The 20461-nt window shown below is 66.5% G+C and carries 15 protein-coding genes; 7 read left to right on the top strand and 8 right to left on the bottom strand.

The window, feature by feature from the left end:
- Positions 1-910: 910 nt before the first annotated feature.
- From gatB to DB459_RS19875, 6 genes are all read right to left on the bottom strand, one after another.
- The gene (gatB, locus tag DB459_RS19900; RefSeq protein ID WP_253706963.1) at positions 911-2395 is read right to left on the bottom strand and encodes an Asp-tRNA(Asn)/Glu-tRNA(Gln) amidotransferase subunit GatB; all 1485 of its coding nucleotides are present in this window, start codon (positions 2393-2395) and stop codon (positions 911-913) included.
- 58 nt (positions 2396-2453) lie between these two features.
- On the bottom strand, positions 2454-3839 hold the full coding sequence (locus DB459_RS19895) for a patatin-like phospholipase family protein (protein WP_253706962.1): 1386 nt from the start codon (positions 3837-3839) through the stop codon (positions 2454-2456).
- A gap of 77 nt (positions 3840-3916) precedes the next feature.
- Positions 3917-5392, bottom strand: a complete 1476-nt coding sequence (gatA, locus tag DB459_RS19890; protein WP_253706961.1) for an Asp-tRNA(Asn)/Glu-tRNA(Gln) amidotransferase subunit GatA — start codon at positions 5390-5392, stop codon at positions 3917-3919.
- On the bottom strand, positions 5389-5616 hold the full coding sequence (locus DB459_RS19885; protein ID WP_253706960.1) for a hypothetical protein: 228 nt from the start codon (positions 5614-5616) through the stop codon (positions 5389-5391). Before DB459_RS19885 ends, gatA begins: the two co-directional genes overlap by 4 nt.
- 26 nt (positions 5617-5642) lie before the next feature.
- The gene (gene gatC, locus DB459_RS19880; protein ID WP_253706959.1) at positions 5643-5930 is read right to left on the bottom strand and encodes an Asp-tRNA(Asn)/Glu-tRNA(Gln) amidotransferase subunit GatC; all 288 of its coding nucleotides are present in this window, start codon (positions 5928-5930) and stop codon (positions 5643-5645) included.
- 161 nt (positions 5931-6091) lie between these two features.
- Positions 6092-7168: a nitronate monooxygenase family protein gene (locus DB459_RS19875; RefSeq protein ID WP_253706958.1), complete on the bottom strand. Its 1077-nt coding sequence runs from the start codon at positions 7166-7168 to the stop codon at positions 6092-6094.
- Between the two features lie 899 nt (positions 7169-8067).
- Between DB459_RS19875 and ruvX the strand changes: the two genes are divergently transcribed.
- Positions 8068-8580, top strand: coding sequence for a Holliday junction resolvase RuvX (gene ruvX, locus DB459_RS19870; RefSeq protein ID WP_253706957.1), 513 nt, complete (start codon positions 8068-8070; stop codon positions 8578-8580).
- Between the two features lie 9 nt (positions 8581-8589).
- Here the strand turns inward: ruvX and DB459_RS19865 are convergent, their stop codons facing one another.
- Together DB459_RS19865 and DB459_RS19860 are read right to left on the bottom strand one after the other, a co-directional pair.
- Positions 8590-10236 (bottom strand): acyl-CoA dehydrogenase family protein, encoded by a 1647-nt coding sequence (locus DB459_RS19865; protein ID WP_253706956.1) that lies wholly within the window; start codon positions 10234-10236, stop codon positions 8590-8592.
- A 104-nt stretch (positions 10237-10340) separates the two neighbouring features.
- The gene (locus DB459_RS19860; RefSeq protein WP_371926784.1) at positions 10341-10514 is read right to left on the bottom strand and encodes a hypothetical protein; all 174 of its coding nucleotides are present in this window, start codon (positions 10512-10514) and stop codon (positions 10341-10343) included.
- A gap of 116 nt (positions 10515-10630) precedes the next feature.
- Here DB459_RS19860 and DB459_RS19855 point away from each other — a divergent pair, with 116 nt between their 5' ends.
- From DB459_RS19855 to rnr, 6 genes are all read left to right on the top strand, one after another.
- On the top strand, positions 10631-11584 hold the full coding sequence (locus DB459_RS19855; protein WP_253706955.1) for an aspartate carbamoyltransferase catalytic subunit: 954 nt from the start codon (positions 10631-10633) through the stop codon (positions 11582-11584).
- A gap of 4 nt (positions 11585-11588) precedes the next feature.
- Complete coding sequence (locus DB459_RS19850) at positions 11589-12890, top strand: dihydroorotase (protein WP_253713642.1); 1302 nt, start codon at positions 11589-11591, stop codon at positions 12888-12890.
- A 317-nt stretch (positions 12891-13207) separates the two neighbouring features.
- Complete coding sequence (plsY, locus tag DB459_RS19845) at positions 13208-13804, top strand: glycerol-3-phosphate 1-O-acyltransferase PlsY (RefSeq protein ID WP_253706954.1); 597 nt, start codon at positions 13208-13210, stop codon at positions 13802-13804.
- A 91-nt stretch (positions 13805-13895) separates the two neighbouring features.
- The gene (dprA, locus tag DB459_RS19840) at positions 13896-15017 is read left to right on the top strand and encodes a DNA-processing protein DprA (RefSeq protein ID WP_253706953.1); all 1122 of its coding nucleotides are present in this window, start codon (positions 13896-13898) and stop codon (positions 15015-15017) included.
- A 209-nt stretch (positions 15018-15226) separates the two neighbouring features.
- Positions 15227-18013: a type I DNA topoisomerase gene (topA, locus tag DB459_RS19835; RefSeq protein ID WP_253706952.1), complete on the top strand. Its 2787-nt coding sequence runs from the start codon at positions 15227-15229 to the stop codon at positions 18011-18013.
- Between the two features lie 84 nt (positions 18014-18097).
- Entirely contained in the window at positions 18098-20458 is a 2361-nt protein-coding gene (rnr, locus tag DB459_RS19830; protein WP_253706951.1) for a ribonuclease R, read from the top strand.
- The last annotated feature ends 3 nt before the right edge of the window (positions 20459-20461 follow it).

The raw sequence follows: 20461 nt of genomic DNA, 5'->3' as shown, positions 1-20461 counted from the left end.
TGCGGCAGGTCCGCAACGACCGAAGAGCGCTCCAATGTAGATCGGACGCTAACTCTTCCACCGGACCGGCTTTCGAAGCGAAAGCGACAGTCCAGGCGCCTGCCCTGATGTCTCGCCGACACCCTCTTTCGTCTCCGGTGCCCAGTGGCTCACCGCGTCCGCGGATCGTCACGGGGTCCTTATGACGATGCCGGCAAATCCTGCCGGCAACTCTCGTAAGGCGAAGCCTTACTTCTTCTTCTTGGCGACCTTGCGGGTCTTCTTCGCGGTCTTCTTCGCCGCGGTCTTCGCGGTCTTCTTCACCGCCTTCTTCGCCTTCTTCGCTTTCTTGGCCATGTTGCCCTCCATAAATGAGATGGCTTGATCGCTGTCGTGCACTCGGGAATCGAATGCACTTCAATTGGCTTACACCAACGCATAGAAAAAAACAGTGTCTCGCTTAAGGAAGTGTTGACGGTTGCGGCGCGCGCGCTGCCGTCAACTCGCGTCGACGATGATGCGACGACGACGCTGAACGCATCGCACGACGTGCAGGAAATCCGGACGCCACGCTGTCAACAGTCAAGAAGTGCCCGATTTTAGCTGATAACTTGCATCGCCGCGCATGACGCGATCCGCGTTCGCGATGTCTCTAGCGAGTCGTCGGAACCGCCAAAAACATCCGGCGCTGCGCCCGAGTCGAAAATCTGCGCAACAAAAAAAAATCGGTGAGGGACGTCTTCGCGGCGGCGCCGGCGGGGTCGAACCGGATGTTTTGCCGAATCGCAGCCGCTCCGATTCGGACGACGGCGACCTCGCCCAGCCCGTCTCGCGGTCTGAAACAGGCAACGATGAGGACGCGCAAAAGCCGCGCGCGACAAGAAATAAGAACGTCGGATCGGCGCGACGGCGAACGCGCCGCCGCGAAACGTCAAAGGCCGAGCTTGGCCTTGAGCAGATCGTTGACGGCCTGCGGGTTGGCCTTGCCACCGGACGACTTCATCACCTGTCCGACGAACCAGCCGACCAGCGCCGGCTTCGCCTTGGCCTGCTCCACCTTGTCGGGATTGGCGGCGATGATGTCGTCGACCACCTTCTCGATGGCGCCGAGGTCGGTGACCTGCTTCATGCCGCGGCTCTCGACCAGTGCGCGCGGGTCGCCGCCCTCCGTCCAGACGATCTCGAACAGATCCTTGGCGATCTTGCCGGAGATCGTGCCCTCGCCGATCAGATCGACGATGGCCGAGAGCTGGGCTGCGGAAACCGGCGAAGCCGTGACGTCCTTGCCTTCCTTGTTGAGGCGGCCGAACAGTTCGTTGATCACCCAGTTGGCGGCCAGCTTGCCGTCGCGCTGCTGGTTGGCGAGACCGCCCAGCACCGCTTCGAAGAAGTCGGCGCTCTCCCGCTCGCTGACCAGCACGCCGGCGTCGTAGGGCGTCAGGGCTAAATCGCTGATGAAGCGCGCCTTCTTCTCGTCCGGCAGCTCCGGCAGATGGACCTTCAGGTCGTCGACATAGGCCTGGGTCAGTTCCAGCGGCAGCAGGTCGGGATCGGGGAAATAGCGATAGTCATGAGCCTCTTCCTTGGAGCGCATCGACCGCGTTTCGCCCTTGACCGCGTCGAACAGCCGCGTCTCCTGCTCGATCACGCCGCCGTCTTCGAGGATCCCGATCTGGCGCCGCGCCTCGTAGTCGATCGCCTGGCCGATGAAGCGGATCGAATTGACGTTCTTGATCTCGCAACGGGTGCCGTACGGCTCGCCCGGGCGGCGAACCGAGACGTTGACGTCGGCTCGCAGGCTGCCCTTCTCCATGTCGCCGTCGCAGGTACCAAGATAGCGCAGGATAGTGCGCAGCTTGGTGACATAGGCCCGCGCCTGATCCGAGGAGCGCAAGTCGGGCTTGGAGACGATCTCCATCAGCGCCACGCCGGAGCGGTTGAGGTCGACGAAAGACATGGTCGGATGCTGGTCGTGCAGCAACTTGCCGGCGTCCTGTTCGAGGTGCAGGCGCTCGATGCCGACGCTGAAGCTGTCCCCCTCGGGCATGTCCACGACGACCGTGCCCTCGCCGACGATCGGCGACTTGTACTGGCTGATCTGATAGCCCTGCGGCAGGTCGGGGTAGAAGTAGTTCTTGCGGTCGAAGGTCGAGCGCAGATTGATCTGCGCCTTCAGGCCCAGTCCGGTGCGCACCGCCTGGGCGATGCATTCTTCGTTGATGACCGGCAGCATGCCCGGCATCGCCGCGTCGACCAGCGAAACGTGGGAGTTGGGATCGCCGCCGAAGGCGGTGGAAGCCGCCGAGAACAGCTTGGACTTGGATGTGACCTGGGCATGGATCTCCAGCCCGATCACGATCTCCCAGTCGCCGGTGGCGCCTTTGATGAGCTTGGACGGTTTGACGGGTGCGTTCATGCAGAGTTTTTACCGCGAAGCGCTGCCTGAGAAAACCCCCGCCGCGCGACGACGCCCGTCACTGGCTGGCCCGGAAGGCGCGGAACGTCGAATTGACGCGCAAGGCGTCGCGTCCGGCGGCGACGACTGCGTCGATCTGCTCCACCGGCAGCTGAAAGCGCGTCGGGATCGCCTCGAGCTCCGCCGCCCGGCCCGGATCGAGCTGATCGAAGCCGACGCGTCCGACGAAGAATTTGATGTCGCGACAATTCCAGCCGGGTCCTGCGCCGTAGCGCGCGCGCTCGGCGGCCGACAGCCCGCAGCGCCACTGTGCCAGTGTCGCCTGCCAGTCGCTCATGATCCGGTCGAAGGCGGTGAAGCTCGTATTGACGCTGGCATCGATGGCGGTATCGGCGGCCGCCTTGACCAGTTCGACGCCGCTCGGCCCTTCGACAGTATTGATCCAGTCTCCGGCGGCGCCGGTCTTGGCGTCGACGACGAGGAAGAGCACCCGCCGCAGCCGCACCGCCTGCTTCGGCGTCAACGGACCATAGGGCGTATCGGCGGAGAGCCGCGCGATCGAAAAGCCCGACAGGCCGAAATTGTCGACGAGGCCGCCATCGAGCAGCTTGATGTAGGGCATCGAGCCGTCGTGGTAGCGGGTCAGCGCCCTCGCGAAGGATTTGAGCATCGGCGGCGCGGCAGGATTGTCGCGTGCGCGCAGGACCCAGGCCGGCAACGAATTGTTGCATTGCTTGGGGAAGGTCTTGATGACCACCGGCGCGAAGGCGACCGGAACCGCGGCCGAGGCGGCCACCGCATCCGCCAACGGATAGGCCGAGACGTCGCTGCAGATGGCCTTGAAGACCGCCGGCTCGAAGGTGAATGGCGTGCGGTTGTAGATGTCGGAGGCGTTGATCCAGACCCATGGCCGGCCGCTGCTGATGAGCTGACCGAAGGTCGCCCCGTGGAACAGGTTGGCGTCGAGCCAGCGCGGCAGGCCGGTGGAATCATTGATGCCGCCGGCGAGCGCCCGGGCGAGATTGGGCACCGAGAGCGAGGTCTGCAGGCCCTCTTCCGCGTTGCGCAGGAGGAAGCGTTCGCGAAATTCGGCGAGACCGGCGCGCTTGCGCAGGCCGAAATAGGCCGCGGTCACCGAACCGCCCGACACCCCCGAGATGAATTCGACATTGTCGAGCATCGAACCGGCGCGGCGGGACGGCACCTGCTCCATCTCGGTCAACACGCCATAGGAAAAGGCGGCGGCGCGCATGCCGCCGCCGGAAAACGACAGACCGATCACCGTGCTGTCTTCGGCTCCACCGGTTTCGAAATCGATCGGGAGGCCGTTGCCGCCTTCGGCGGTCGGGACGTTGACGGGGTCGTTGCGGATCGACGCACAACCAGCGAGGACAAGCACAGATGTCGCCACAACCAGACTTAAGAGCCTCGCCCGCACGCTCATCTCCGACGACCACTCACAATGTGGAAGCGTAGTGGCGGCGTCTTTACGGCGAGGTTAAGGCCGTCCGGGCGGTGCGATCACCACCATTTTGCCGGCGTCAACCGGCCGGCCGCCTGCTCGATCACCTCGCCGAGCGAAAACAGCGTTTCCTCGTCGAAGGGACGGCCGATCAGCTGCAGCCCCAGCGGCAGCCCCTGGGCATCCTTGCCGGCCGGTACGGCAATGCCGGGAAGCCCGGCCATGTTCACCGTCACCGTGAAGATGTCGTTGAGGTACATCTCGACCGGATCAGCGCCGCCCTTTTCGCCGATGCCGAATGCCGCCGACGGCGTCGCCGGCGTCAGCATGGCGTGAACGCCTTTGGCAAAGCAGTCCTCGAAATCCTTCTTGATCAGCGTGCGCACCTTCTGCGCGCGCAGGTAATAGGCATCGTAATAGCCGGCCGATAGCACGTAGGTGCCGATCATGATGCGGCGGCGCACCTCCGCGCCGAAGCCCTCCGCGCGGGAGTTCTCATACATCTCGATGACGTTGCGGCCCGGCACCCGCAGCCCGTAGCGCACGCCGTCGTAGCGGGCGAGGTTCGAGGACGCCTCGGCCGGCGCCACGATGTAATAGGCCGGCAGGGCATATTTGGTGTGCGGCAGCGAGACCTCGACGAGTTCGGCGCCGGCGGCCTTCAGCCATTCGCCGCCGCGGCCCCACAATTTCTCGATTTCGGCCGGCATGCCGTCGAGACGATATTCCTTCGGAATGCCGATCTTCATGCCCTTGACCGAGCGACCGACCGCCGCCTCGAAATCCGGCACCGGCCGGTCGACCGAAGTGGTGTCCTTGGGATCGTGACCGGACATCGAACGCAACAGGATCGCGGCATCGCGCACGGTGCGGGCGAAAGGCCCGGCCTGGTCGAGCGACGAAGCGAAGGCAACGGTGCCCCAGCGCGAGCAGCGGCCGTAGGTCGGCTTGATGCCGGTGATGCCGGCAAAGGCCGCCGGCTGCCGGATCGAACCGCCGGTATCGGTGCCGGTCGCCCCGACGCACAGTCCCGCGGCGACTGCCGCCGCCGACCCGCCGGACGAGCCGCCCGGCACCAGTTTCGCTTCCGAGCCTTCGCGCCGCCACGGATTGACCACGGGCCCGAATGCCGAGGTCTCGTTGGACGAGCCCATGGCGAATTCATCGTTGTTGAGCTTGCCGAGCATCACCGCGCCGTCGCGCCAGAGCTGCGCGGTCACGGTGGATTCGTAAGGCGGCACGAAATTGCCGAGGATCTTCGAGCAGGCCGTGGTGCGCACGCCTTTGGTGGCGAACAGATCCTTGATGCCGAGCGGGATGCCTTCGAGAGGCCCGGCCTCGCCCTTGCCGAGCCGGATATCCGCGGCCTGCGCCATCATCCGCGCCTCGTCGGGCGTCTCCAGCACATAGGCATTGAGCACGCGCGCCTTCTCCATGGCGGCGAGATGAGCCTCGGTGAGTTCGGACGCGGAAAAGGATTTGCGCTTCAGGGCGTCGCGGGCGTCGGCCAGCGTCAGCGAGGTCAGGTCAGTCATTCGTCAACCGGATCGCAGGAGAACGGGGATCTTGGGGCGGGAGAAACCGAAATGCCGGGCGTATGGACGGAGAGCGTGGTGTCGGCGACCTTGGTGCCGGTGACGACCGCGAGCGCCGCGTCCATCGCCTTGCCGGAATCGGCCGCCCTGCCCTGGCGCTCCATCTCGTCGAGATAGGCCATGTAGGCCTGATAGGCCTTTTCGTCGTCGCACAACAGGCACATGCCAAATGCTCCTAAGCACCCTGTTTCTATTCGACCACCTTCGGCACCACGAAGAAGTGATCCTCCGTGGCCGGCGCATTGGCGACGACGACGTCGGCGATCTCGCCGTCGGTGACCGCGTCCTTGCGCATCTTCATGGCCATCGGCATCACCGAGGTCATCGGCTCCACACCGGTGACGTCGACCTGCGACAGCTGCTCGACGAAGGCCAGCATGGCATTCAACTCGCCCTGGAGGTGCTCGACCTCCTCATCCTTGACCGCAATTCGCGCGAGATGCGCGATCCGGCGCACGGTGGCGGCATCGACTGACATGGCGACCTCAAGCATCGGAACGGTTGGCGGCGACAAGCGCCGTATAGAGCATTTCGGCGCCCGCCGCCAACCTCATTTGATCGAAAAATACCTGAGTTGCCCGTCGCTTAGAGCAAGATCTGGAAAGTTTAGCCGGGCGGAGGCGCGCGGTGCTCCCTCCGTCAGCATGCGAGCCGATGCAGCCGCGCCAGCGCGTCGGCGGCAATCTGCCGGGTCAGGCCGGCGGCGCCGATCTCCCGGCCCAAGGCCAGCGCCTGCCCCGCCCACAGATTGGTGAAGTCGGTGCGGCCCTGTTTCTCTGCAGCCATCTTCAGCGGCGCCAGTGCGGTGGCCGCATGGGGAAAGGCCGGCGCCTCGGGCGCGATCGGCCCGACCTCCGCCATGACGCGGTTGACGACACCACGCGCCGGTCGCCCCGTCATCACATTGGTGATCACGGTGGCATCGTCGTCGGCGGCGGCGAGCACGGCGCGAGCCACGGCGCTGACCTTCGATTCCGGCGTGCGCAGATAGGCGCTGCCGATCTGCGCCCCCGCCGCGCCAAGCGCCAGCGCGGCCGCGAGCCCGCGTCCGTCGGCAATGCCGCCGGCGGCGATCACCGGCACCTTCACCGCGTCCACCACCTGCGGCACCAGCGCGATCGTGCCCGGCTGCGCCGCGATGTTGCCAGTGAGGAACATGCCGCGATGGCCGCCCGCCTCGGCGCCCTGGGCGATGACGACGTCGGCGCCGTGGTCCTCGAGCCAGACCGCCTCCTTCACGATGGTCGCCGATGCCATGACCCTGGCTCCGGCCGCCTTGACGCGGTCGAGCAGCGCGCGCTCCGGCAGGCCGAAATGGAAACTGACCACTTCCGGCCTGAGCTCCTCGACGAGCTCGCACATCGCCGCATCGAAGGGCGCGCGATTGGCGGCCGCTACCGGCGCCTGGGGATCGAGGCCATATTCGCGATAATAGTTGGCGAGCCGCGCCCGCCAGGCCGCCTCCTGCTCAGGCTCCGCCGCCACCGGGGCGTGACAGAAGAAGTTGAGATTGAGCGGCGCCGCGATGCGCTGGCGCATGATGCCGATCTGCTCGCGCACCTTGTCGACGCCCCACATGGCGCAAGGCAGCGAGCCGAGCGCACCGCCCTGTGCGGCACCGATGGCGATATCGACGTCCTGCACCCCGGCCATGGGCGCCTGAACGATGGGAACTTCGATCTGGAACAGATCCAGCAGTCGGCGATCCGGCCACATCCGCATCCTCCCGGCAATTATTCCGCGCGAGCATTATCATCAATAGGCGCCTGCTTCGATGGGACACGAACGTTGGAAACGGGACACTGGTGCCCGCTTTCCGAAGCTGGTGTCCGGCAGATGCCGCATGCCGAATGGCCACTCCCCCCTGCAGAAAGCCACCGGCGGAGCCGAGCGCGCAGGCCGAACCAGTGTGGCGTCTCGCAATTGCCTACCGCCTTCGCGGCAACCCTCTCGTAGGCAATTGCGAGACATAAGCCACACTAGCACTTTGATTTTGCTAGTGTCCCTATGTCTCCGAATGACCGTGCGAGCGTGAGGCAAACGAAGCGGTCATTCGGAGACGGGACACTAGTGTGGCGTCTCGCAATTGCCTACCGCCTTCGCGGCAACCCTCTCGTAGGCAATTGCGAGACATAAGCCACACTAGCACTTTGATTTTGCTAGTGTCCCTATGTCTCCGAATGACCGTGCGAGCGTGAGGCAAACGAAGCGGTCATTCGGAGACGGGACACTAGTGTGGCGTCTCGCAATTGCCTACCGCCTTCGCGGCAACCCTCTCGTAGGCAATTGCGAGACATAAGCCACACTAGCACTTTGATTTTGCTAGTGTCCCTATGTCTCCGAATGACCGTGCGAGCGTGAGGCAAACGAAGCGGTCATTCGGAGACGGGACACTAGTGTGGCGTCTCGCAATTGCCTACCGCCTTCGCGGCAACCCTCTCGTAGGCAATTGCGAGACATAAGCCACACTAGCACTTTGATTTTGCTAGTGTCCCTATGTCTCCGAATGACCGTGCGAGCGTGAGGCAAACGAAGCGGTCATTCGGAGACGGGACACTAGGTCAGGGTATCCACCGTTTTGCGTCCGACATGGACCGCGTGTTAAGCGAAGCGCGATGCCAACCCAACCTCCCGTCCACGATCCGGCCAAGGTGCTGCCGCTCATCGAGGCAGCGGCGCACTGGCCTGTGCGCGGCGCCCTGATCGGCCTCGATCTCGGTACCAAGACGATCGGCGTCGCCGTCTCCGATCCCGACCGCCGGCTGGCCACCGGCGTCGAGACGGTCCGTCGCACCGCCTTCACCGCCGATGCCGCCCGCGTTCTCGCTCTGGCGCAGCAGCGCAACGTGGTCGGTTTTGTTCTCGGGCTGCCCGTCAATATGGACGGCAGCCACGGTCCGCGGGCGCAGGCAACCCGAGCTTTCGCCCGCAATTTCGCCCGCCTCACCCCTCTCGCGATCGGTCTGTGGGACGAGCGACTGTCGACCGCAGCAGTGGAGCGCGAGCTGATCGCCGCCGACGTCAGCCGCGCCCGGCGCGCCAAGGTCATCGACGAGCACGCCGCGATCTTCATCCTGCAAGGCGCCCTCGACCGCCTCGCATCGCTGCGGCCCGGCGGCAGCACCTGACTTCGGGCGTCACGACGGCGGCAGCGCCCGCTCCAGCAAGGCGCGCGCATCGGCGTCCGCGATGTCCGCCGCGCCGTAGAAGCCTCCGTGGGCGGAGGCGAGGCGGCTTGCCGCGAACAGCTCGGCATGGCGCGGAGCGAGCGCGTTGAGCGCGGCGGTGGCGGCGAGCAGCGCGAGGATCTCCACTGCGTAGCGCGCGGTGCGCTCCGAATCCGGGGCGCGCAGCACCTTGGCGACAGCGCTCACGGCCGCCGCGGTGCCGGGCAAGCCGCGGGTCTCGGCCTCGAGCGCCCGCAGCACCGCTTCGGCCGCGGCGCCTTCACGCGACAGCGCCCGCAGCACGTCGAGGCACATCACGTTGCCCGAGCCTTCCCAGATGGCGTTGACCGGCGCCTCGCGGTAATGGCGGGCGAGAATGCCGTCCTCCACGTAGCCGTTACCTCCCAGGCACTCCATCGCCTCATAGACGAAGCCCGGCGCGCTCTTGCAGGTCCAGTATTTGACGACCGGAGTGAGCAGGCGCATGCGCGCCGCCTCGGCAGCATCCGACGGAGCCGCATCGAAGGAGTGGCAGAGCCGGAACACCAGCGCAGTCGCGGCCTCGACCTGCAGCGCCATGTCGGCCAGCACGCTGCGCATCAGGGGCTGATCGACCAGATGTTTCTGGAAGACGCTGCGATGGCGGGCGTGATGCAGCGCATGCGCAAGGCTCGAGCGCATCAGGCCGGCGGAAGCGATGGCGCAGTCCTGTCGCGTCAGAGACACCATCTGGATGATGGTGGGGACGCCGCGGCCCTCCGGCCCGACGCGCTCGGCATAGGCGCCGACGAACTCGACTTCCGAGGAGGCATTGGAGCGGTTGCCGAGCTTGTCCTTGAGACGCTGGAAGCGCAGCGCATTGACCGCACCGTCGGGCGTAAATCGCGGCATCAGAAAGCAGGTCAGCCCGCCTTCCGCCTGGGCGAGCACCAGGAAGGCATCACACATCGGCGCCGACATGAACCACTTGTGCCCGGTGATACGGTAGGCCCCGCCGTCATGCTCGGCCCTGGACAGGTTGGCACGCACGTCGGTGCCGCCCTGCTTCTCGGTCATGCCCATGCCGATGGTCATGCCGCGCTTGGTCGGCCAGGGCGCAAAGCTCGGGTCATAGCTGCGCGTGCCGAGCACCGGCATCAGGCGGCCGAGCAGCGCCGGCTCGGCGGCAAGCGCGCCGACCGCGGCGCGGGTCATGGTGATGGGACACAGATGCCCGGTCTCGACCTGCGCCGCCATGTAGAATTTCGCCGCGCGCAGCACCTCGGCGGCGCCACCGGCGGGCGCGCCCTGCCCGCTCCAGGTCGAATTGTGCAGGCCGGCATGGGCGCTGTGGGCCATCAATTCGTGATAGGCCGGATGGAATTCCACCTGGTCGCGGCGAAACCCGCGCGCATCGAAGGTCTTCAGCCTGGGCGTGCATTCATTGGCGAGGCGGCCGCGCTCGGCCATGGCCGCCGAGCCCCAATGCCGGCCGAAATCCGCAAGTTCCGTCGCCGCCCCCGCGCCGCCGCCGGCGCGCACCGCGTCCTTCAGCGGCGCGTCAAGGGTGTAGAGATCGACCTCCTCGAAAGGCGGCGACTGGTTGAACACCTCGTGGGTGGTGAACGCCTCGTTCATGGCAACTCGTCCTGCAGCCCTACACATTATATATCAGCATCCGTGCCGACGACCGGCAGGAGCTTAGGCCGGAGCCCGCCCGATGAATACAGGCGAACAACGCGTCATCGTGACGTCACCGGAAAGTCGAAGGCCGCGCTGCCCGCTCCCGGCAGGGAGAAATGCCACCATTCCCTGGCGTCGGTGACGAAGCCCTGCCGCGCCAGGGTCCCCACCGGCAGCCATCGCCAGTGCAGTGGATTTGACGCCCGTATGCGCCTTGTCGTCGGAACAATCATGGCCGGTGCCCATGTCGACGGCGCCGTCCGGCGCGGTCCAGGGAACGGGGGATAAGTCCTTGGGCCCTGAATCCGTCTTGCCCTGATTTTCATTCATCCCTATAGGCATTGCTTTAATGACCAGAGCACCGAAATCGACCTTCGTCTTCGCCCATCGTCATTTGCTGGGCATCGAAGGGCTTTCCCGGCACGATATTGTCGGCCTTCTCGATCTCGCCGAGGAATATGTCGAGCTCAACCGGCAGGTCGACAAGAAGCGCTCGGATCTGCGCGGACGCACCCAGGTCAACCTGTTCTTCGAAGCCTCGACCCGGACCCAGTCCTCGTTCGAAATCGCCGGCAAGCGGCTCGGCGCCGACGTCATGAACATGTCCGTCTCCTCGTCCTCCATGCGCAAGGGCGAGACGCTGATGGACACCGCGGTGACGCTGAACGCCATGCACCCGGACATCCTGGTGATGCGCCACCACGCCTCCGGCGCGGTCGAACTCCTCGCCCGCAAGGTCGACGGCTCGGTCATCAATGCCGGCGACGGCGCCCACGAACATCCCACCCAGGCCCTGCTCGATGCCCTGACCATCCGCCGCAACAAGGGGCGGCTGGAAGGATTGCTGGTGGCGATCTGCGGTGACGTGATGCACTCGCGCGTCGCCCGCTCCAACATCATCCTCCTCAACACCATGGGCGCACGGGTACGCGTCGTGGCGCCGTCGACACTGCTGCCGCCGGGCATCGAGCGGATGGGCGTCGAGGTGGCGCGCGACATGCGCGAAGGTCTCGAAGGCGCGGACATCGTCATGATGCTGCGGCTGCAGCGCGAGCGCATGAGCGGCTCGCTGATCCCCTCCAGCGGCGAATATTTCCAGTATTTCGGCCTCGACCAGAAGAAGCTCGCCTATGCCAAGCCGGACGCGCTGGTGATGCATCCCGGGCCCATGAACCGGGGTGTCGAGATCGACTCCGCCGTCGCCGACGGAGCCCAGTCGCTGATCCGCGAACAGGTCGAAATGGGCGTCGCGGTGCGGATGGCGGTGCTGGAAGCGCTGGCCCGCAACCTGCCGAATGCGTGATGCCATGCTGACCGGACGCCTCCCCCTCCTGCTCGCCAACGCCCACGTCATCGATCCCTCGCGCGGTCTCGATGGTCCCGGCGACATCCTGATCGCCGATGGCATCATCAAGGACGCGCGCCGCGGCATCGGCGCCGCCGGCATTCCCGAAGGCACCGACGTCGTCAACTGCGCCGGCAAGATCGTCGCACCGGGGCTCGTCGACATGCGCGCCTTTGTCGGCGAACCCGGCGCCAACCACCGCGAAACCTTCGCCTCCGCAAGCCAGGCCGCCGCCGCCGGCGGCATTACCACCATCATCTGCCAGCCCGACACCTCGCCGGTGATCGACAACTCGGCAACGGTGGATTTCGTGATGCGGCGCGCCCGCGACACCGCCATCGTCAACATCCATCCGATGGCGGCCCTCACCAAGGGCCTGCGCGGCGAGGAGATGACCGAGATCGGGCTGTTGCGCGCAGCCGGCGCCGTCGCTTTCACCGACGGCACCCACAGCGTGATGAACGCCCAGGTGATGCGCCGGGCGCTGACCTATGCCCGCGACTTCGATGCCCTGATCGTCCATCACACCGAGGACCCCGACCTCGTCGGCGACGGCGTGATGAACGAGGGCGAGTTCGCCTCGCGGCTCGGCCTGCTCGGCATTCCCACCGCTGCCGAGGCGGTGGTGCTGGAGCGCGACGTGCGCCTCACCGCGCTGTGCGGCGGCCGCTATCATGCCGCCTCGATCACCTGCCGGGATTCGATCGAGGTGCTGCGACGGGCGCGCGAGGCCGGCATCAATGTCAGCGCCTCGGTCTCGATCAACCATCTCACCCTCAACGAGAACGATATCGGCCCCTATCGGACCTTCCTCAAGCTGTCGCCGCCGCTGCGCACCGAGGAGGACCGGCTGGCGCTGGTCGCAGCCGTCGGCTCGGGTCTGATCGACGTGGTGATGTCGGACCACAACCCGCAGGACGTCGAGACCAAGCGGCTGCCTTTCGCCGAGGCGGCGCCGGGCGCCATCGGCCTCGAGACCATGCTGCCGGCGGCGCTGCGCCTCGTGCACAATGGCGAATTGCAGCTCATCGACCTGATCCGCGCGATGTCGACGCGGCCGGCCCAGCTGCTCGGGCTGCCCGGTGGATCGCTGCGGCCCGGCGCCCCGGCCGACGTCATCGTGATCGACCCCGAGGTGCCCTGGGTGGTCGATCCCGCGGATCTCAAGTCGCAGTGCAAGAACACGCCGTTCGACGAGGCGCGCTTCACCGGCCGCGTGGTCCGCACCATCGTCGGCGGCCGCACGGTCTATGAGCATGTCTAGTGTCCCGTCTCCGAATTACCGCTACGTTTGCCTCGCGCTCGCACGGTAATTCGGAGACATCAGGACACTAGCAAAATCAAAGTGCTAGTGTGGCTTATGTCTCGCAATTGCCTACAGGAGCTTGCCGCAAAGGGCATAGGCAATTGCGAGACGCCACACTAGATGTTGGTCCCACGTCCTGAGCTGGCGCGAAGCGCCCTCCAAGGATGAACGGCCAATATCTTCAAGAAAATGGCCGTCGCCCTTCGAGGGCCGTGCTTCGCTCGGCCACCTCAGGGTGACGGATCAAGGTGAGAGCTCGGACTGCAGAGGCCCCGATGTCCCATGAATTGATCCTGCTGGCGGCCCTCGCCGTCGGCTATCTGTGCGGCTCGATCCCCTTCGGCCTCCTGATCACGAGGATCGCCGGCACCGGCGACATCCGCAACATCGGCTCCGGCAATATCGGCGCGACCAATGTGCTGCGCACCGGCCGCAAGGGCCTCGCCGCCGCCACCCTCGCCGGCGACATGCTCAAGGGCACCATTGCCGTTTTGATCGCCGGGCTGTGGGCCGGGCCGCAGGCCGCCATGGCGGCAGCGCTCGGCGCCTTTCTCGGCCACCTGTTTCCGGTCTGGCTCGGCTTCAAGGGCGGCAAGGGCGTTGCCACCTATATCGGCGTGCTGCTGGCGCTGTTCTGGCCGGGCGCCGTGATGTTCTGCGTGCTCTGGCTCGCCACCGCCGTCACCACCCGCTACTCCTCGCTCTCGGCCCTGGTGGCAAGCGCGGTCACCCCGCTCACCCTCTATTGGTTCGGCCACGCGCCGCTCGCCGTGCTGTTCCTGGTCCTCACGGCGCTGTTGTGGTTCATGCACCGGGCCAATATCCGCCGCCTGATGGACGGCACCGAGGGGCGGATCGGCGCCAAGGGCTGAAGAGTCTGCGAGTAGGCCCACTCTCGATCCTGCATCGTCTGGTTGTTCCCGCTCCGGTCTTGCGCAACACTGCGCAGGCATGGAGGGGCACGTGGACAGCAAAACGGCCGGACCAGCAAAGCTCAACGATGCCGAACGGCGCGACCGGCTGCGGCTGATCCGCAGCGAGCATGTCGGGCCGCGCACATTTCGCATGCTGCTGCGCCGCTTCGGCCGCGCTGCCGCCGCGCTCGACGCGTTGCCCGATCTGGCCCGCCGGGGCGGCGCCAACGCGCCGGGACGGATCTGCAGCGTCGCCGAGGCCGAGCGCGAACTCGAGGCCTGCGCACGGCGCGGCATCACCCTGCTGGCACCGGAGGAGACCGGCTATCCGCCGCACCTCGCCCAGATCGACGATCCGCCGCCGTTGCTCGCCGTGCTCGGCAGCGCTGACGTGCTGGCGCGGCCGGTCGTGGCGGTGGTCGGCTCGCGCAATGCCTCGGGCGCGGGCCTGAAATTCTCCGCCGCCCTGGCGCGCGAGCTCGGCGAGGCCGGCTTCGTCGTGGCGTCGGGCCTCGCGCGCGGCATCGACCAGGCCGCCCACCGCGCCAGCCTCGGGGCCGGCACCGTCGCCGTCGTCGCCGGCGGCCTCGATCGAATCTATCCGCCGGAGCATGAAGATCTGTTCGCAGAGATCGTCGCCCGCGCGGGCGCGGTGATCTCGGAAATGCCGCTCGGCCACACACCACGCGCCCACGACTTCCCGCGCCGCAACCGCCTGATCTCCGGCCTCGCTTTCGGTGTGGTCGTGGTGGAGGCGGCGCGGCGTTCCGGATCGCTGATCACGGCGCGCTTCGCCAACGAACAGGGCCGCGAAGTGTTCGCCGTGCCGGGCTCGCCATTGGACCCGCGCTGCGCCGGCACCAATGACCTGCTCCGCCAGGGCGCGACCCTGGTGACTTCGGCAGCCGATGTCGTCGAGACGCTCGCCCCGATGCTGGGGTATCGGGGCGGCTTTCTTGCCGCCGAACCTGATGACGGCCCGGCACCGTCAGGGGAGCCGTCGCCCTCCGACCGCGACAATATCCTCGGCCTGCTCGGCCCCACCCCGATCGGCCTCGACGAGTTGGTCCGACTCTCGGGAGCCACGCCGGCGCTGGTGAGAACGGTGCTTCTCGAGCTGGAACTGGCTGGGCGGCTGGAGCGGCGCAGCGGCCTGATCGCCCTGCTGTAAGGAGCGAGAGCGCAGCCTGCTACGGTATTTAAGCACCGAAAACGCCGACCAAATTGACCTGAAACAGCGGCCCGATCTTGCCGCTCCGTTAAGCGATCACCGGATGTCCATTTGACAGCGGGGTCCGATTTACCCATATCCGGCGCAACGGACCGCCCCCAGCACTTGCGAATCGGCCCGACGCCTCCCATCTAAGTTATTGGAAAATCATGAATATCGTCATCGTGGAGTCGCCGGCCAAGGCCAAGACCATCAACAAATATCTGGGATCCTCCTACGAGGTCCTGGCCTCCTTCGGCCATGTCCGCGACCTTCCGGCGAAGAATGGATCGGTCGATCCGGACGCCAATTTCAAGATGATCTGGGAGATCGATCCCAAGGCCGCGGGCCGGCTCAACGACATCGCCAAGGCGGTCAAGGGCGCCGACAAACTGATCCTCGCCACCGACCCTGATCGCGAGGGCGAGGCGATCTCCTGGCATGTTCTCCAGGTGCTCAAGGAAAAGCGCGCGCTCAAGGACCAGCATGTCGAGCGCGTCGTGTTCAACGCCATCACCAAGCAGGCGGTCACCGACGCCATGAAGCATCCGCGCCAGATCGACGGCGCGCTGGTCGACGCCTATATGGCGCGCCGCGCTCTCGATTATCTGGTCGGCTTCACCCTTTCGCCGGTGCTGTGGCGCAAGCTGCCGGGCGCCCGTTCCGCCGGCCGCGTCCAGTCGGTGGCGCTGCGCCTCGTCTGTGACCGCGAACTCGAGATCGAGAAGTTCGTGCCGCGTGAATACTGGTCGCTGGTGGCAACGCTCGCGACGCCGCGCGGCGAAAGTTTCGAGGCCCGCCTCGTCGGCGCCGACGGCCGCAAGATCCAGCGCCTCGACGTCGGCAGCGGTGCCGAGGCCGAGGACTTCAAAAAGGCGCTCGAGGCCGCCGCCTTCACGGTCTCCACCGTCGAGGCCAGGCCGGCGCGCCGCAATCCCTACGCGCCTTTCACCACCTCGACCCTGCAGCAGGAGGCGAGCCGCAAGCACGGCTTCGCCCCGGCCACCACCATGCGGATCGCGCAGCGCCTCTATGAGGGCGTCAATATCGGCGGCGAGACCACCGGTCTCATCACCTATATGCGAACCGACGGCGTTCAGATCGCCAACGAGGCCATCGTCCAGGCGCGTCAGGTGATCGCCCAGGACTATGGCAAGAACTACGTGCCGGACGCCCCGCGCCAGTACCAGACCAAAGCCAAGAATGCGCAGGAGGCCCACGAAGCCATCCGCCCGACCGACCTGACGCGGCGGCCGCGCGACCTCGCGCACAAGCTCGATCCCGATCAGGCCAAGCTCTACGAACTGATCTGGCTGCGCACCATCGCCAGCCAGATGGAATCCGCCGAGCTCGAACGCACCACCGTCGACATCGCGGCGAAAGCCGGCGGTCGCACGCTGGAGCTGCGCGCCACCGGTCAGGTGGTCAAGTTCGACGGCTTCCTCGCGCTCTATCAGGAAGGCACCGACGACGCGAGCGACGACGACGACAGCCGTCGCCTGCCCGCCATGAGCGAAAACGAAGCGCTCAAGCGCGAGAGGCTGGCGGTCAGCCAGCATTTTACCGAGCCGCCGCCCCGCTTTTCCGAGGCGTCGCTGGTCAAGCGCATGGAGGAGCTCGGCATCGGCCGGCCTTCGACCTATGCCTCGATCCTGCAGGTGCTCAAGGATCGCGGCTATGTCCGGCTCGACAAGAAGCGCCTCTACGGCGAGGACAAGGGCCGCGTCGTCATCGCGTTTCTCGAGAACTTCTTCGCGCGCTACGTCGAGTTCGACTTCACCGCCAATCTCGAGGAGCAGCTCGACCGCATCTCGAACAACGAGATCTCCTGGCAGCAGGTGCTCAAGGACTTCTGGCGCGACTTCATCGGTGCCGTCGACGAGATCAAGGATGTCCGCGTCTCGCAGGTGCTCGATGTGCTCGACGAGATGCTCGGGCCGCACATCTACCAGCCGCGCGAGGACGGCGGCGACCCGCGCCAGTGCCCGAGCTGCGGCGCCGGCCGTCTCAACCTCAAGGCCGGCAAGTTCGGCGCCTTCGTCGGCTGCAGCAACTATCCGGAATGCCGCTATACCCGCCCGCTCGCGACCGGCGCGGAGGCCGCCGCCGACCGCGTGCTCGGCCAGGACCCGGCGACCGGCTTCGACGTCGCGGTGAAATCCGGCCGCTTCGGACCCTATATCCAGCTCGGCGAGCCGACCAATTACGCCGAGGGCGAGAAGCCGAGGCGCGCGGGCATTCCCAAGGGCAAGTCGCCGGGCGACGTCGACCTGGAGCTGGCACTCAAGCTGCTGTCGCTGCCGCGTGAAGTCGGCAGGCATCCCGAGGACGGCGAGCCGATCATGGCCGGCATCGGCCGCTTCGGGCCGTACGTCCAGCATGGCAAGACTTATGCGAGCCTCGAAGCCGGCGATGAAGTCTATACGGTCGGGCTCAACCGTGCCGTGACGCTGATCGCCGAGAAGATCGCCAAGGGTCCGAGCAAACGCCGGTTCGGCGCCGATCCCGGCAAACCGCTGGGCGAACATCCGACGCACGGCGCCGTCGCTGTCAAGAGCGGCCGCTACGGCGCCTATGTCACGGCCAACGGCATCAATGCCACGATTCCTTCTGACAAGACGCCGGACACGATCACCCTCGCCGAGGCCATCGCCCTGATCGACGAACGCGCGGCGAAGTCTGGCAAAGGCGGCGCAAAAGCCAAGTCAGGCGCCAAAAAGGCCGGCGCCAGGAAGGCCGCCGCCAAAAAGCCCGCCGAGGCCGCCGATGCCGGGGCCGACGCCCCGACCAAGCCGAAGAAGGCCGCCGCCAAGCCCAAGGCCGCGACCACCGCCAAACCGGCAAAGCCCGCCGCCACCAAAGCCCGCGGCGGCACAGCCGCCAAGTCCACGACGAAGGCCGCCGCCGTCAGCAAGCCGGCGGCAGTGAAGAAAGCCGCGGGCAAAACCCGTGGCTGACCCCGAGCCGGTCCGTCATTCTCAAACCATTGGTGTATGGTTCTGATCCGACGAGCCGCCCGGCCAGGGCCAGAAGGATCCGACGTGACGAAACCCGGCAAAGCGGTACCCCAGCTCCCGAGCCGAGACGACATCCTCGCGTTCATTCGCAGCCAGGCGACCGAGGTCGGCACCCGCGAGATCGCCCGCGCCTTCGGCCTGAAGAATGCCGATCGCGCCGAACTCAAGCGCATGCTCCGCGACCTCAACGACCAAGGCGTGGTCGCCAAGAAGGGGCGCAGCCTGCGCGAACGCGCCGTGCTGCCACCCACCCTCGTCGCCGACGTGACGATCCGCGACCAGGACGGCGATCTCCTCGCGGTGCCTGCCGAATGGGACGAGGAGGACGGCGAGGCGCCGAAAATCCGCATCTATCTGCCGCGCCGGCCGCCGCCGGGCACCGCCGCAGGAATCGGCGACCGCGCCCTGCTCCGCGTCGAACGCAGCCGCGACGACGCCGTCGCGCCCTACCGCGGACGGGTGATCAAGATCCTCGACCAGGCCCGCGCCCGCGTCCTCGGCATCTATCGCGCCCTGCCCCAGGGCGGCGGCCGGCTGGTGCCCGTGGACCGCAAACAGGCCGGACGTGAATTGTCCATCGCCGACGCCGACCGCGGCGGCGCCGAGGATGGCGATCTCGTTGCTGTCGACCTGCTCCGCGGCCGCGGCTTCGGCCTGCCGGCGGGGCGGGTGAAGGAACGTCTCGGCTCGCTCAAGAGCGAGAAGGCGGTGAGCCTGATCGCCATTCACAGCCACCGCATTCCGTCCGATTTTCCCGCCGACGTGCTGGGTGACGCAGATGCGGCCATGCCGGCGACATTGGAGGGCCGCGAGGACTGGCGTCACATCGCCCTCGTCACCATCGATCCACCCGACGCCAAGGACCACGACGACGCGGTCCATGCCGCGCCGGACGAGGATCCCAACAATCACGGCGGCTTCATCCTGCATGTGGCGATCGCCGACGTCGCCTTCTATGTGCGGCCGGGATCAGCGCTCGATCGCGAGGCTTTGCGCCGCGGCAATTCGGTCTATTTCCCCGATCGCGTCGTGCCGATGCTGCCCGAGCGCATTTCCAACGACCTGTGCTCGCTGCGGCCCGGCGAGCCGCGCGGCGCGCTCGCCGTCCGGATGGTGATCGGTCCCGACGGTCGCAAGCGCTCCCACAGCTTCCACCGCATCTTGATGCGCTCGGCCGCCAAGCTCAGCTACGCCCAGGCCCAGGCCGCGATCGACGGCCGCCCCGACGACACGACAGGGCCGTTGATGGAGACTGTTCTCGAACCGCTCTACGCCGCCCACGCCTGCATCAAGCGGGCCCGCGCCGAGCGCGATCCCCTCGACCTCGACCTGCCCGAGCGCAAGATCCTGCTCAAGAGCGACGGCACCGTCGACCGCGTCGTCACCCCCGAGCGGCTGGAAGCGCACAAGCTGATCGAGGAATTCATGATCCTCGCCAACGTCGCTGCCGCCGAAACGCTCGAGAAGCGCTCGCAGCCCTTGATCTATCGCGTCCACGACGAGCCGAGCCTGGAGAAGGTTCACAATCTGCGCGAATTCCTCAAGACGCTGGACATGAATTTCGCCAAGGCCGGAGCATTGCGGCCGGCGATTTTCAACCGCGTCCTCGCCGAGGTGAAGGGCCACGACGCCGAGGTGCTGGTCAACGAGGTGGTGCTGCGGTCACAATCGCAGGCTGAATATGCCGCGGAGAACTACGGCCATTTCGGCCTCAACCTGCGGCGCTATGCCCATTTCACCTCGCCGATCCGCCGCTATGCGGATCTTGTGGTCCATCGCGGGCTGATCCGGGCGCTCGGCTTCGGCGCCGGCGCCCTGCCCGACAGCGAAACGGTCGAGACCCTGGGCGAAGTCGCCGCCGCGATCTCGCTCACCGAGCGCCGCGCCATGAAAGCGGAGCGCGAGACCGCCGATCGCCTGATTGCGCATTTCCTGGCCGACCGCATCGGCGCGACATTCGAAGGGCGGATATCCGGCGTCACCCGCGCCGGCCTGTTCGTCAAGCTGACCGATACCGGCGCGGACGGCCTGGTTCCGATCCGCTCGCTGGGCGGCGAATTCTTCACCTACGACGAGACCCGCCACGCCCTGATCGGCAGCCGCAGCCGGACGATGTATCGGCTCGGCGATACGGTCGAGGTTCGGCTGGTGGAAGCCGCTCCGGTTGCAGGCGCCCTGCGTTTCGAACTGTTGTCGGGGGCGGATTTATCTGAAAGTAAGCCGGGGAAAGGCCGCCATGCCATCCGCGAGGGTGGACAGGGCAAGCGCAAGCGCGGGAACAGCGAAACGAATTTTGCCCCACGGGGCAAGCCGAAGCGAAAGGCCAAGCCGGCAGCGCCCGGCAAGACCAGAGCCGGTCGCCAGAAGGGCAGAAAGGGACGATGATGA

It is taken from the genome of Bradyrhizobium sp. WD16 (assembly GCF_024181725.1).
In the GTDB taxonomy this organism is placed as follows: domain Bacteria; phylum Pseudomonadota; class Alphaproteobacteria; order Rhizobiales; family Xanthobacteraceae; genus Bradyrhizobium_A.
This window is presented reverse-complemented; position numbering and strand designations above follow the sequence as displayed.